At 68.6% G+C, this 13,957-nt stretch carries 12 protein-coding genes; 9 read left to right on the top strand and 3 right to left on the bottom strand.

All coding sequences use genetic code 11. The features are described 5' to 3' along the window. Positions 1-124: 124 nt before the first annotated feature. The gene (locus CFB41_RS22375; RefSeq protein WP_089457900.1) at positions 125-1,282 is read right to left on the bottom strand and encodes an FAD-dependent monooxygenase; all 1,158 of its coding nucleotides are present in this window, start codon (positions 1,280-1,282) and stop codon (positions 125-127) included. Between the two features lie 298 nt (positions 1,283-1,580). Between CFB41_RS22375 and CFB41_RS22370 the strand changes: the two genes are divergently transcribed. The 5 genes from CFB41_RS22370 to CFB41_RS22350 all read left to right on the top strand — a co-directional run bounded on the left by CFB41_RS22370 (position 1,581) and on the right by CFB41_RS22350 (position 7,457). Then, entirely contained in the window at positions 1,581-2,333 is a 753-nt protein-coding gene (locus CFB41_RS22370) for an Asp/Glu racemase (protein ID WP_089457899.1), read from the top strand. A 27-nt stretch (positions 2,334-2,360) separates the two neighbouring features. Next, positions 2,361-3,191: an alpha/beta fold hydrolase gene (locus tag CFB41_RS22365; RefSeq protein ID WP_089457898.1), complete on the top strand. Its 831-nt coding sequence runs from the start codon at positions 2,361-2,363 to the stop codon at positions 3,189-3,191. A gap of 47 nt (positions 3,192-3,238) precedes the next feature. Continuing rightward, complete coding sequence (locus CFB41_RS22360; RefSeq protein WP_089457897.1) at positions 3,239-4,279, top strand: 2,5-dihydroxypyridine 5,6-dioxygenase; 1,041 nt, start codon at positions 3,239-3,241, stop codon at positions 4,277-4,279. Positions 4,280-4,298: 19 nt separating this feature from the next. Further along, positions 4,299-4,952, top strand: coding sequence for an isochorismatase family protein (locus CFB41_RS22355; protein WP_089457896.1), 654 nt, complete (start codon positions 4,299-4,301; stop codon positions 4,950-4,952). A 219-nt stretch (positions 4,953-5,171) separates the two neighbouring features. Beyond that, entirely contained in the window at positions 5,172-7,457 is a 2,286-nt protein-coding gene (locus CFB41_RS22350) for a xanthine dehydrogenase family protein molybdopterin-binding subunit (protein WP_089457895.1), read from the top strand. Between the two features lie 106 nt (positions 7,458-7,563). Here CFB41_RS22350 and CFB41_RS22345 read toward each other — a convergent pair whose 3' ends face one another. Continuing rightward, positions 7,564-8,010 (bottom strand): MarR family winged helix-turn-helix transcriptional regulator, encoded by a 447-nt coding sequence (locus tag CFB41_RS22345; RefSeq protein ID WP_046549825.1) that lies wholly within the window; start codon positions 8,008-8,010, stop codon positions 7,564-7,566. A gap of 533 nt (positions 8,011-8,543) precedes the next feature. On the opposite strand from CFB41_RS22345, the gene CFB41_RS22340 reads away from it, so the two are divergent. Further along, the gene (locus CFB41_RS22340; protein ID WP_089457894.1) at positions 8,544-9,851 is read left to right on the top strand and encodes an MFS transporter; all 1,308 of its coding nucleotides are present in this window, start codon (positions 8,544-8,546) and stop codon (positions 9,849-9,851) included. Between the two features lie 465 nt (positions 9,852-10,316). Further along, entirely contained in the window at positions 10,317-11,078 is a 762-nt protein-coding gene (locus CFB41_RS22335) for a DUF4397 domain-containing protein (protein WP_089442877.1), read from the top strand. Positions 11,079-11,142: 64 nt separating this feature from the next. Here the strand turns inward: CFB41_RS22335 and CFB41_RS22330 are convergent, their stop codons facing one another. Further along, positions 11,143-11,691, bottom strand: a complete 549-nt coding sequence (locus tag CFB41_RS22330) for a DUF3005 domain-containing protein (RefSeq protein WP_089457893.1) — start codon at positions 11,689-11,691, stop codon at positions 11,143-11,145. A gap of 259 nt (positions 11,692-11,950) precedes the next feature. Between CFB41_RS22330 and CFB41_RS38715 the strand changes: the two genes are divergently transcribed. Together CFB41_RS38715 and CFB41_RS22315 are read left to right on the top strand one after the other, a co-directional pair. After that, positions 11,951-12,292, top strand: coding sequence for a hypothetical protein (locus tag CFB41_RS38715; protein ID WP_256941126.1), 342 nt, complete (start codon positions 11,951-11,953; stop codon positions 12,290-12,292). A 110-nt stretch (positions 12,293-12,402) separates the two neighbouring features. Further along, positions 12,403-13,953: an NCS1 family nucleobase:cation symporter-1 gene (locus CFB41_RS22315; RefSeq protein WP_089457892.1), complete on the top strand. Its 1,551-nt coding sequence runs from the start codon at positions 12,403-12,405 to the stop codon at positions 13,951-13,953. Positions 13,954-13,957: the final 4 nt, after the last annotated feature.

Raw genomic sequence — 13,957 nt, 5'->3', positions numbered from 1 at the left:
CGGCAGCGGGCACTGCCGCCGGCGCGCGCCTGACATATAACACGCCGAAAAACACACGGTCCGGCGCATCGGCGCTCGCGACGCCGACGGCGCGGCGCCGGCCGGCGCGGGCATCGCGTACGCGTCAGGCCACGGCCGCGACGCTGTTGCGCGACGGCGAGACGAGCGGCACGTCGAACACGTCGTAGCCGAACACCCACGACGGATCCTCGTTCGTGCGCAGCCACGTGTTGTTGTGCGACACGAGCTGCACCTTCGACGCACGCGCCGCGCGATTCGCCTCGTACAGCGCGAACGCACCCGCGTAGTCGCTGACGCCGACTTCGTCGAGGCAGCGCGCGAGCATCGCGGCATCCTCGATCGCCATCGCCGCGCCCTGCGCCATGTGCGGTTTCATCGGATGGCACGCGTCGCCGAGCAGCACGAGGCGGCCGCGGCTCCACAACGGCAACGGATCGCGCTCGAGCAGCGGCCACTTGGTGATCGACGGCGACACGTCGATCAGGTGCTGGATGTCGGCATGGAAACCCGCGAACGCCTCGCGCATTTCGTCGCGGCTGCTGTCGACCATCGACACGCCTTCGGGCCATTCGGCCTGCGGCACGCCCGTCACGTAGTAATACTCGTCGCGCTTCTCGGTCACGTAGTAGACCATCATGTGGCGATCCTCCGACCACCACTTCACGCACATGTCGTACGGCTTGTTGCCGAGCAGCGACGCCGGGAACACCGCGCGGTGCGCGACGTAGCCCGTGTAGCGCGGCGGTTCCGCGCCGAGCAGGTGCTCGCGGATCCGCGAATTCACGCCGTCCGCGCCGATCACGATGTCGGCCGTCTCGACGCTGCCGTCGGTGAACGTCAGGCGCACCGCGTCGCCGGTGTCCTCCACCGCCGCGAGCCGCTTGCCGAAGCGGATCGTGCCGGGCGTCACCGCCTGCGTCATCAATGCATGGAAATCGCCGCGATGCACGGTCAGGTAGCTCGCGCCGTAGGCGTTGCGCGCGTAGTCGCCGAGCGGGATCTGCGCGAGCACGTCGGCCGTCTGCCAGTCGCGGCTGTACCAGTAATCCGGATGCGAGCCCATCGACTCCAGCGCGTCCTCGCAGCCGATGCGCCGCATGATCTTCATCACGTTCGGGCCGAGGTGGATGCCCGCGCCGAGGCGCGAGAACGCCGGCGCCTGCTCGTACAGCGCGACGTCGTAGCCGCCGCGCTGCAGCAGCGCCGCGGCGGCCGTGCCGCCGAGACCGGCGCCGATGATTGCGATACGGGGTGTGCTCATGCGGATCTCCTGATCGTGGGCCCGTGGCCGAACGCGGCGCGAGAACGGGCGGATTGAATAGCGTTTATGTAGCGTACACACTCAATTTATTCAGGACAAGCGGATTGTCGTCACCGGTAATGACATTCGGGAAAACACCAATAATTCCACGAATAACCGCACCTTAAAGCGATCGACGCAAGATCAACGTCATTTTGATTCATTGCCATTTTCAAATGTACACACTAGACTTTGCTCGACATCAGGCGATCCCGCACCCGCGTGCCGCCCCACCCTTACCGACACGGAGCCTCCCGTCATGAGCAAGACCTACCGCATCGGCCAGATCGTGCCGAGTTCCAACACGACGATGGAAACCGAGATTCCCGCGATGCTGCGGCTGCGCGAAGCGATCCGTCCCGAGCGCTTCACGTATCACTCGAGCCGGATGCGGATGAAGAAGGTCGTCAAGGAAGAACTCGCGGCGATGGACGCCGAATCCGACCGCTGCGCGGTGGAACTGAGCGATGCACGCGTCGACGTGCTCGGCTACGCGTGCCTGGTCGCGATCATGGCGATGGGGCACGGTTATCACCGCGTGTCGCAGGCGCGCCTGACGAAGCACACGGCGGACAACGGCGCGCAGGCGCCGGTGCTGACGAGTGCGGGCGCGCTCGTCGACGCGCTGAAGGTGATCGGCGCGAAGCGGATCATCGTCGTCGCGCCGTACATGCTGCCGCTGACCGAACTCGTGGTCGACTACATCCGCAACGAAGGCTTCGACGTGCTCGCGTACCGCGCGCTCGAGATCCCCGACAACCTCGACGTCGGCCGCCACGACCCGGCGCGCCTGCCCGACATCGTGAAGACGCTGCCGTACCAGGACGCCGATGCGATCGTGCTGTCCGCCTGCGTGCAGATGCCGTCGCTGCCGGCCGTCGCGAAGGTCGAGGCGATGACGGGCAAGCCCGTGATCACGGCCGCGATCGCGACGACCTACGCGATGCTGCGCGAGCTCGACCTCGAGCCGATCGTGCCCGGCGCCGGCGCGCTGCTGTCCGGCGCGTACTGAGCGCGGCCCTTTCGACGGAGTCCCTTCATGCCCTCGACTTTCCTGTATGGCGCGAACATCCGCGCGAACGGCATCCGCCAGCACTACCTGCGCTACGGCGGCGCGACCGGCGCACGCCCGTCGCGCCCGGCGATCGTGCTGATTCCCGGCATCACGAGCCCCGCGATCACGTGGGGTTTCGTCGGCGAAGTGTTCGGCGCGGCGTTCGATACCTACGTGCTCGACGTGCGCGGCCGCGGGCTGTCCGACGCGTCGCCGTCGCTCGACTACAGCCTCGATGCGCAGGCCGACGACGTCGCGGCGCTCGTCGCCGCGCTCGGCCTGCCGCGCACGAGCCTCGTCGGCCATTCGATGGGCGCGCGGATCGCCGCGCGCGCCGCGCGGCGCGGCATCCACGGGCTCGCATCGGTCGTGCTCGTCGATCCGCCCGTGTCGGGCCCGAACCGCCGCGACTATCCGGGCAAGCTGCCGTGGTACATCGACTCGATGGCGCTCGCACGTGCCGGCACCGACGCCGAAGGCATGCGCGCGTTCTGCCCGACCTGGACCGACGCCGAACTGCAGTTGCGCGCCGAATGGCTGCATACCTGCGACGAGCGCGCGGTGCGCGCGTCGTACGAAGGCTTTCATACCGACGATTTCCACGCGGACGCCGCGCAACTGGCCGTGCCATCGCTGCTGATCACGGCCGAACGCGGCGACGTGGTGCGCGACGACGACGTCGCCGAACTGCAGCGCACGACGCCGTCGATGCGGCACGTGCGCGTGCCCGACGCCGGCCACATGATTCCGTGGGACAACGCGCCGGGCTTCTACGCGGCGTTCGGCGACTTCCTCGGCGCGCCGCTCGCGGCCTGATCGCGCGGCGCCCGCCCCTTCCCCTCACGCCTTTACCGGAGCCGACGATGCCAGTCAGCGATTCCCAACTGATCGACGCGTGGAAGCAGGTGCTCACGCTGTCGCGCCTCGAACCGGGCCAGACCGTCACGATCCTGACGAGCGCGGCCACCCACCCGCAGACGCTGTCGTGCGCGCTGATCGCGACGCAAACGATGGGCGCGATCGTCAACCGGCTCGACCTGCCGCCGGTGAACGGCGACAAGGCGTTCAGCCGCGACCCGCTCGCGTATCTCGGCACGACGCCGCTGACCGGCAACAAGGCCGCGATCGCCGCGCTGCGCGAGAGCGACCTCGTGCTCGACCTGATGACGCTGCTGTTCTCACCCGAGCAGCACGACATCCTGAAGTCCGGCACGAAAATCCTGCTCGCGGTCGAGCCGCCCGAAGTGCTCGTACGGATGGTGCCGACGCTGGCCGACCGCACGCGCGTGCTCGCCGCGGCGAAACAAATCGCCGCTGCCCGCGAGATGCGCGTGACGTCGGCGGCCGGCACCGCGCTCGTGTGCCCGCTCGGCGAGTTCCCGCCGACGGCCGAATACGGCTTCGTCGACGCGCCGGGCCGCTGGGACCACTGGCCGAGCGGCTTCGCGCTGACCTACCCGAACGACCGCACCGCGCGCGGCACGATCGTGATCGACCGCGGCGACATCCTGCTGCCGCAGAAGCACTACGTGCGCGAACCGATCGCGCTGACCGTCGAAGGCGGCTATGCAACGCGCATCGAAGGCGGCGTCGACGCCGATCTGCTGCGCGACTACATGGAGACCTTCGCCGACCCCGAAGGCTATGCGATCTCGCATATCGGCTGGGGGCTGCAGCCGCGTGCGCGCTGGTCGACGCTCGGGCTGTACGACCGCGAGGCGACGATCGGAATGGACGCGCGCGCGTTCGAGGGCAACTTCCTGTTCTCGCTCGGTCCGAACAACGAAGGCGGCGGCAACCGCACGACCACCTGCCACATCGACATCCCGCTGCGCCGCTGCACGGTCGAACTCGACGGCGCGACCGTCGTGCGCGACGGCCGCGTCACTGACCAACCCGCCTGACCGACGAGCTCCCGACACCATGAACGATCTTTCCCGCCACGCCGAAGCGAACGTCTATCGCCAGCAGGGCTTCGGCACGCCGCTGCCGCCGCACGGCAACCTCGGCCTGCTGATCGTCGACTTCGTGGTCGGCTTCGCCGATCCCGCGACGTTCGGCGGCGGCAACATCGCACCGGCGATCGCGCGCACGACGCGTGCGCTCGCGCTCGCACGCGAACGCGACTGGCCCGTCGCGCACAGCCGCATCGTGTATGCGGAAGACGGCAGCGACGACAACGTGTTCTCGCTGAAGGTGCCCGGCATGGCGACGCTGACCGAGCACCATCCGAACAGCGCGATCGTGCCCGAACTCACGCCCGCGCCCGGAGAACTCGTCGTGCGCAAGACCGTGCCGTCGGCATTCTTCGGCACGCAACTGGCGCCGTGGCTCGCGCAGCGCGCGGTGCAGACGCTGCTCGTCGCGGGCGCCGTGACGAGCGGCTGCGTGCGTGCGAGCGTCGTCGACGCGATGTCGCACGGGTTTCGCCCGCTCGTGCTCGCCGACTGTGTCGGCGATCGCGCGATCGCGCCGCACGACGCGAACCTGTTCGACATGCAGCAGAAATACGCGGCGGTGATGCCGCTCGACGATGCGATCGCGGCGATCGACGCGGTACAGGCACGCGCACGCTGAATCGTCACGGCGGGCCCACGGCGTGACCGGCCGACGCCCACCCGCGCGATTGACGCTGCGCTTTTGGCGGCCTAGATTGGGGACGCGCGCGCTCGCGACGGTCACCGGCATGGCGCTCGATGCACACCGCGAACAGGACACTTGGGTCGCCGGCCGCCTCGCTCCGCGTACGCTGCATCCGGCGGCGCGCCGCCCCTCCCTCGACAGGATCCTTCATCCGTGAACCGCTCCGAACTGCTCGCGCGCAACGGCTGCCTCACCGTGATCCGGCCGCCCGCGCCGCCCGTCAAGCCGGCGCCCGGCCAGCCGGGCAGCCTGTCGTCCTACGTGCCGGCGCTGCCGGAAGTGTTCGTCGCGATCCTCGACGACGGCCGCATCCTCGCGTTCAACGGCCACGTCGATCTCGGCACCGGCATCCGCACATCGCTCGCGCAGATCGTCGCCGAGGAACTCGATGTGCCGGCCGCGCGCGTGACGATGGTGCTCGGCGACACGGCCGCGACACCGAACCAGGGCCCGACCATCGCGAGCGCGACGATCCAGATTTCCGCGACGCCGCTGCGCTGTGCGGCCGCGCAAGCGCGGCATGCACTGCTCGCGCTCGCGGCCGAGCGGTTCGGCGTCGCTGCGGAACGGCTGGCCGTCGACGATGGAACGATTTCATCCGATGGACAGGCGATCACGTTCTCCGCGCTCGTCGCCGCGCACCGGATCGCGCTGACGCTGGACCTGAGCACCCGCACGAAAGATCCCGCCCTGTACCGGGTCGTCGGCAAGCCGTCGCCGCGCGTCGACCTGCCCGCGAAGGCAACCGGCCAGCTCACGTTCGTGCACGACATGCGCGTGCCGGGCATGCTGCATGGCCGTGTCGTGCGGCCGCCGTATGCGGGGCATGACAGCGGTTCGTTCGTCGGGGGTTCGCTGATCGACGTCGATCGCGCATCGGTGGCCGACGTGCCGGGGCTCGTGGCCGTCGTCGCGATCGGCGATTTCGTCGGCGTGGTGGCCGAGCGCGAGGAACACACGATCCGCGCGGCGCGCCAGCTGCGCGTGACCTGGCGTCCGCTCCCCGCGCTGCCGCCGCTCGACGAACCGTCGGCCGCGATCGCCGCCGCGCCGGCCAAACGCCGCGTGCTGCTCGACGAAGGCGACGTCGACGCGGCGCGTGCGCAGCCCGACACGATCACGCTATCGCGCACCTACGCGTGGCCGTTCCAGATGCACGGCTCGATCGGCCCGTCATGCGCGCTTGCCGACTATCGCGAGCCGGGCAACGGCCGGATCACCGTGTGGTCCGGCACGCAGAATCCCGTATCGCTGCGCTACGACCTCGCGACGCTCGTCGCGCGCGACGAAGCCGATTTCGACGTGGTGCGGATGGAAGCGGCCGGCTGCTACGGCCGCAACGGCGCGGACGACGTGTGCGGCGACGCGCTGCTGCTGTCGCGCGCGGTCGGCCGCCCGGTGCGTGTGCAGCTGTCGCGCGCGGACGAACATCTGTGGGAACCGAAAGGCGCGGGCCAGCTGATGCAGGTGACCGGCACCGTCACGCGTGAGGGCCGCCTGCTCGGCTACGACTTCACGACACGCTATCCGTCGAACGATGCGCCGCTGCTCGCGGCGCTGCTGACCGGCACGATCGCGCCCGAGCCGCGCGTGTTCGAGATGGGCGACCGCACAGCCGTGTCGCCTTACGCGAGCCCGCATCGCCGCTTCGTCTGCGAGGATCTTGCCCCGCTCGTGCGTGCGTCGTGGCTACGCGGCGTGTCGGCATTGCCGAACTCGTTCGCGCACGATGCGTTCGTCGACGAATGCGCGGCGCTGACCGGCGTCGACCCGCTTGCGTTCCGGCTGCGCCACCTGCAGGACGCGCGCGCGACCGAGTTGCTGCAGGCCGTGGCCGACCGCGCGGGCTGGACGCCACGCGTGCGGCGCACGCCGCATGAACCCGAGCCGTCGCGGCTGGTGCGCGGCCGCGGGATCGCCTACGCGCGCTACGTGCACAGCCGCTTCCCCGGCTTCGGCGCGGCGTGGTCGGCATGGGTCGTCGACCTGAGCGTCGATCGCGTGTCGGGCGAGATCCGCATCGAACGCGTCACGGTCGGCCAGGACACGGGCACGATGATCAACCCCGACGGCGTGCGCCACCAGATCCACGGCAACGTGATCCAGGTATTGAGCCGCACGCTGAAGGAGCGCGTGCGCTTCGCCGACGGCAAGGTCGCGTCGCGCGAATGGGCGAGCTATCCGATCCTGACCTTCGCGGAAGTGCCGGACGTCGATGTCGTGCTGATGCCGAGGCAAGGCGAGCCACCGCTCGGCGCGGGAGAGTCGGCGTCGGTGCCGGGCCCCGCCGCCGTCGCGAACGCGCTGTTCGATGCGACCGGCGTGCGGTTCTACGCGCCGCCGTTTACGCCGGAGACGGTCCGGGCGGCGTTACGCAACGCAGGTCGGTTGATGACCGCCGACGCGGCCGGTGCGCAGGCGGCAGCCAGCACGGCTTGAAGGCGGCCGGCCGCATCGCGGGATCAAGTCCGCCAACCAACGGACCGAGGAACGGGCCAACCAGCGGCCGGACCAGACGGGCATGTCGCCTCGCGCGCGACGCGCATCATGCGTCGCCGTCTTCTTCCATCATCTTGCGCAGCAGGAACTGCAGCGCGACCCGCTCGCCCGGATTGAGCGCGCCATACGTGCGCTCCGTCACCTGCCGCGCGAACGGCACCGTGCGGTCGATCAGCGCGAGGCCGGTCGCGGTGGCGCGCACGATCAGCTTGCGGCCGTCGTTCGGATCGGGCAGCACCTCAATCAGCGCACGCGCCTTCAGCCGGTCGACCACGCCGCGAATCGTCGCCTGGTCGATCGCGGTCGCCTTGACGATGTCGTTCAGCGAGCACCCCTGGCGCTCCTTGACCGCGCACAGCGTGACGAACTGCGCGGCCGTGAGATCCGAATCGGGGATCGCTTCCTGGAAGATCGACACGTGCCGCTGATACGCGCGGCGCAGCAGGTGACCGACCTGGTCGTGAAAGTCGTACGAATCCTTCGAAGACGCCATGAAAGTGCAGGCCCGCGCCGCATGTAAGGGAAAGACAAGCAGTGTACACCCTCAATTTGGCCCGACCAGCGGCCGGGGGCCGCTTCATTGCGGTGCATCAGGATTCGCGGCACCCGGCGCGCCGCGTGCGTGACGATCGCCCGGCGGCTGCGCGTTGTCCGCCGAGTACGGCGCAGCGACGGCAGGCAATGCGCGCTCGAACCCGCTGCCGCGCACGTGCTTGCGTGCATCGGCAGACTTTCGTGCACACACTTTACTTTTAAGCGTAGACGCACGAATTTCGTGCATGACCTTACGTATTGGCGCCCTCTTTCAAAGCGCGTTCATTTCCCCAAAAAACCTCATCAAACACGCGGCTTTTCTCACGCAAACGCTTGCCTTCTCGCGGCCGGAATCGTGCCTGTGCGATTCGGTATTTTCTAGTGTGTACGCTATTTAATTGCCGTGATATACAGACTCCAGAGCGCAGCGGAGCGTCCGCTCGCGTCGATCGGCCACCCATTCATCCGTCACATTCGAACAGGGGCAATCCCATGTCTACCGCACACCCGAGCGCCGCCGTTTCCCCCGACGACGCGCTGCACGGCAATCTCTATCGCAAGGTCACGCTGCGTCTGATTACCCTCTTCTGCCTGTGCTACTTCGCGGCCTATCTCGACCGCATCAACATCGGGCTCGCGAAACTCCAGATGCTCGACGCGCTGAAGTTCAGCGATACGGTGTACGGGCTCGGCGCCGGCCTGTTCTTCGCCGGCTACATCCTGTTCGAAGTCCCGAGCAACCTGGTGCTGCAACGCGTCGGCGCGAAGCTGTGGATCGCGCGGATCATGATCACGTGGGGCCTGCTGTCGGGTGCGACGATGTTCGTGCATACGCCGATGCAGTTCTACCTCGTGCGCTTCCTGCTCGGCGCGGCCGAGGCCGGCTTCCTGCCCGGCGTGCTGCTGTACCTGACGCAGTGGTACCCCGATGCGCGTCGTGCGCGAATCGTCGCGCAGTTCATGGTCGGGCTCCCGCTGTCGAGCATGATCGGCAGCCCGATCTCCGGGTGGATCATGCGCGCGTTCGACGGCACGCACGGGCTCGGCGGCTGGCAGTGGCTGTTCCTGCTCGAAGCGCTGCCGTCGGTGCTGCTCGGCTTCGCGGTGCTGCGCTGGCTGCCGAACAGCATCGAATCCGCACCGTGGCTGAACGCCGACGAGAAGCACGCGTTGCGCGCGAACCTCGACGCCGATCCGTCCGGCAACAAGAGCCATGCGCTCGGCAAGGCGTTCTCCGATCCGAAGGTATGGGCGCTCGGCCTGATCGACCTGTGCGTGCTGCTCGGCCTCTATGCGGTGAGCTTCTGGCTGCCGACGATCCTGCGCGACACGGGCGTGAAGGATGCGTATCACATCGGCTGGCTGATGGTGATCCCGAATGCCGCGGCCGTGCTCGCCACGCTGTACTGCGGCGCCAGTTCCGACCGCGCGCGCGAACGCCGCTGGCATATCGTCGTGCCGTTCATGGTGTCGGCCGTCGCGCTGGCAATCGCGGCCTCGTCGTCGCACGGCACGTTCGGCACGGTGCTGCTGTTCTCGCTGATCAACGCGGGCGCGGCCGCCGCGATGCCGGTCGTCTGGGCACTGCCGTCGACGTTCCTGAAGGGCTCGGCCGCCGCCGGCGGGATCGCGTTTGCCTGCTCGATCGCCAACCTCGGCGGGTTCGGCAGCACCTACTTCATCGGCTGGCTGCGCGACACGTTCCATTCGCAAAGCGCAGGGCTGTACGGTTTCGCCGCGTGCATGGTGGTCGGCTGCGCCCTCGCTCTCGCCTATCCGACCCGGCTCGTGAACCGCTGACGCAGCGCGTCGCGAACGCGACGCGGTCATTTTTACAACCCGCAACCGCGCCGAGCGCGCGGTTCGCCCCACGCCCCCTCTCATCCCGCGCACGCCGCCCCGCCGACGCGTGCGCGCCGCCCGCGGCCGCTTCCCCACCCCTATCCCGCCCCTATCCCGCCCCTATCCCGCCCCTACCCCGCCCCTACCCCGCCCCTACCCCGCCCCTTTCCCGCCCCTTTCCCGCCCCTTTCCCGCCCCTTTCCCGCCCCTTTCCCGCCCCTTTCCCGCCCCTTTCCCGCCCCTTTCCCGCCCCTTTCCCGCCGCCTTGCCGACGCCGTTCGCCCCACAGGCACATCGCTTGCGTCTTCCACGCGCCCGCCGCTCCGGCGGACGGCATCTTTCCCACAACCGGCGCTGCGCACCGCGCGACCCTTCGCGCGGCGATCCCGCATCGCAAGCAGGTTCCATGAACGAGAGGACAACATGAAATCAATACGAACGCTGGTCGCCCTTTGCTCGGTCGTTTCCGTGCTCGCGGCGTGTGGCGGCGGCGACGACGCCGGGACCGAACTCGGCATCTCGAAGCCGCAGGCGCGCTTCATCAACGCGGTGCCGGCCGGGCCGAACCTCGACTACTACCTCAACGCGAAGCTCGACCAGGGCAATATCGCGTACAAGGGCGTGACGCGCTATCACGACGTCGACTCGGGCACGCAGAACGCGAGCTACGACGTCTCCGGCACGACGACGACCATCGCCGCGCAATCGTTCAGTGCGGCAAACGGCCATCACTACACGACGATCGCGCTGCCGAGCACGACGTCGCTGATCTCCGTGATCGACGATCCGTACGCCAAGGGCCTGCTGTCGGACAAGGCGCGCGTGCGCAGCTTCAACGCGTCGCCGAATGCACAGAACGTCGACGTGTACGTCGTGCCGCCCGGCACCGACATCACGACGCAAAGCCCGACGCTCGCGGGCGCGGCTTATCAAAACGCGGTGCCGGCATCGACGCAGGATTCGATCTACCTGAACGGCGGCAGCTACCAGGTGATCGTCACGACGGCAGGCAGCAAGACGCCGATCCTCAAGACCGCGCCGGTCACCATCAACAACAACGCCGACTGGCTGCTGCTGACGATCCCGTCGGGCGGGGTCGGCGACGTGACGCCGAACGATATCCACGTGCTGGTTGCGCAGGGCAACGACGCCGATGCGTCCGCGCAGGAACTCGGTCCGCAGTAGGGACCGCTCATGATTGCGGCGGGCGGCGCGATCGTGCCGCCCGCCGCCTCTTCCCGTCACGCGGTCAGTTGTTCCGCTCCAGGACGATCACATGCTCGGCGCGCGTGCCGTCGCCGTGCTCGACGTCGACATCGCCGACATGGCGTACGCGCCAGCCCGGCCGCGTCGCGATCTGCGGCATGTTGCCGGACGGACGGCTCTCGATCCCGCCGAGCCCTTCGTCGGGCGTCTCGACCGCTTCGTCGAGCGACGCATTCGAATAAATCACGTTGTCGTGCCACTTCGACGCGCCCGCGGCGGCTTCCATGCCCTTGCCGTCGACGTCGACCGTGTTGTCGGTCATCGCCATGTTCGCGTTGTCGAGCGTCGGGATCCGCGCGGCCGCTCGCCGTACGGGGTCGTCGCTGTCGGGCGCCTGCGTGCCGCGCTCGATCGGCGGCAAGCCGGTCGGCATTTTCCCGGCAATTTTCTCGGGCGTCAGCGGACGCTGCGCGACCTGCGCCGCCTGGGTTGCCGCGTCGGGCATGTCGCCGGCCGCCGGCGTCTTCACCGGGCTCTTCTCGATCTGTTCCCGCTGCTGTTCAGGGGTAGGGTTCGATTCCGCGTTCTGCATTGCACCTCCTCGTCCGGCCGGCGCGCGCCGGCATCAGGGCTGCCGCCGCCGGTCCGGGAATCACTACAACGGTCCTTGCAAATCTTTCATGGGCGCGGCCCGACACGCACCGCGCCGGGCGCACGTGCCAGGCCGGCACGGCCCTTCATACGGACGGTGCACCCGCGCACAACCGGCGCGCCGCCGGCGCACCGTCCGTCCCACGCGTCAGCCGTGTCAGCCGCCGCTCGCGCCGCCCGGCGCGGAAGCCGCGCCCGGCATGCTCGCGCCGCTGTCGTCACTGCTGCCGGCCGCCCCGCTGCTCGGCGTACCCGATGGCGCGGTGGACGGTGCGGCCGACATGCCGCCCGTGGCGCTCGATTCCGAGCTTGTGCCGCCGTTGTCGCTCTTCTTCTGGCAACCCGCACCTGCCGCCAGGCCCGCAATCAGGATGCCGGCGAAGACGGCTCGCGATACATGTCGAAGTGAATATCGCTGCATGACACCTCCGCTGATGTCGATGTGGATGGAGCCCGCAGGCGCGCAATTCGCGTGCCGCGCCCCGCCGCCGCGGCCGCCCGCTACCATTCATTTTTCAAATGACGCCCAACCGAATATTTAATTTCCCATCGCCTTGCCGGCCTTCCATACTCGCGAACAAATCCGAGACATAACGTCCACGGCGGCCGGGCCGGCGCAGCGTTCGCACGTTGCCGGTCACGCGCCCCGCACATGGAAGGAGACAACGGCGTGCAACTGGAAGCCACCCACCGCCCGGGCATCGTGCCCGGCGCGGACGACGCATCGCATCGAACCGATTCGGCCGCGCGCGACCCCGCGCTGAGTCCGCGGCTGCACAACGCCGACCTCGCGCCGACCCAGGCCGAGGGCCGGACGTGGGGCCGCTACAGCATCTTCGCGCTGTGGACCAACGACGTGCACAACATCGCGAACTACTCGTTCGCGATCGGGCTGTTCGCGCTCGGCCTGTCGGGCTGGCAGATGCTCGCATCGCTCGCGATCGGCGCGGTGCTCGTCTACTTTTTCATGAACCTCACCGGCTACATGGGCCAGAAGACCGGCGTGCCGTTCCCGGTGATCAGCCGGATGAGCTTCGGCATCTACGGCGCGCTGCTGCCCGCGATGATCCGCGCGGTGATCGCGATCGCATGGTTCGGAATCCAGACCTATCTCGCGTCGGTCGTGCTGCGCGTGCTGCTCACCGCGATCTGGCCGGGCCTCGCCGCATTCGACCAGAACGCGATCTTCGGGCTGTCGACGCTCGGCTGGGTCACGTTCGTCGCGATCTGGCTCGTGCAGATCGGCATCCTCACGTACGGGATGGAAATGGTCCGCAAGTACGAGGGGCTCGCCGGCCCGGTCATCCTCGTCACGACCCTGTCGCTCGCCGCGTGGATGTATAGCCGCACCGGCGGCCATCTCGCGATGTCGATCGGCAAGCCGCTGACCGGCTTCAGGATGTGGACGGAGATCTTCGCGGGCGGCTCGCTGTGGCTCGCGATCTACGGCACGCTGGTGCTCAACTTCTGCGATTTCGCGCGCTCGTCGCCGAGCGCGAAGACGGTGCGCGTGGGCAACTTCTGGGGCCTGCCGGTCAACATCCTCGTGTTCGCGACGATCAGCTTCGTGCTCGCCGGCGCGCAGTTCAAGCTGAACGGCCACATCATCCACAGCCCGACGGAAATCATCGCGACGGTGCCGAACAAGCTGTTCCTCGTGCTCGGTTGCCTCGCGTTCCTGATCGTGACGGTCGCGGTGAACATCATGGCGAACTTCGTCGCGCCGGCCTTCGTGCTGACGAGCCTCGCGCCGCACCGCCTGTCGTTCCGCCGCGCGGGCCTGATCAGCGCGACGGTCGCCGTGCTGATCCTGCCGTGGAACCTGTACAACAGCCCGATCGTGATCGTCTACTTCCTGTCCGGCCTCGGCGCGCTGCTCGGCCCGCTGTACGGGATCATCACGGTCGACTACTGGCTCGTGCGCAAGCAGCGCGTGAACGTGCCCGACCTCTATACCGAAGCGCCGACCGGCGCCTACTTCTACACGCGCGGCGTGAACCGCAAGGCGCTCGCGGCACTGGTGCCGTCCGCGCTGATCTCGATCACGCTCGCCGTCGTGCCGGCCTTCAGCGCGATGACGCCGTTCTCGTGGCTGCTCGGCGCGGCCATCGCGGGCAGCGTGTACTGGCTGCTGGCCGATCGCAACCGGCACTACGAGGCGCGCTCGGGCGAATCCATCGCGGTCGCCTGCACCCAACACTGAAACA

It is taken from the genome of Burkholderia sp. AU33803, assembly GCF_002223095.1.
Classification (GTDB): domain Bacteria; phylum Pseudomonadota; class Gammaproteobacteria; order Burkholderiales; family Burkholderiaceae; genus Burkholderia.
Note: the sequence above shows the minus strand (reverse complement) of the source record. Positions and strands in the feature narration are given on the sequence as shown.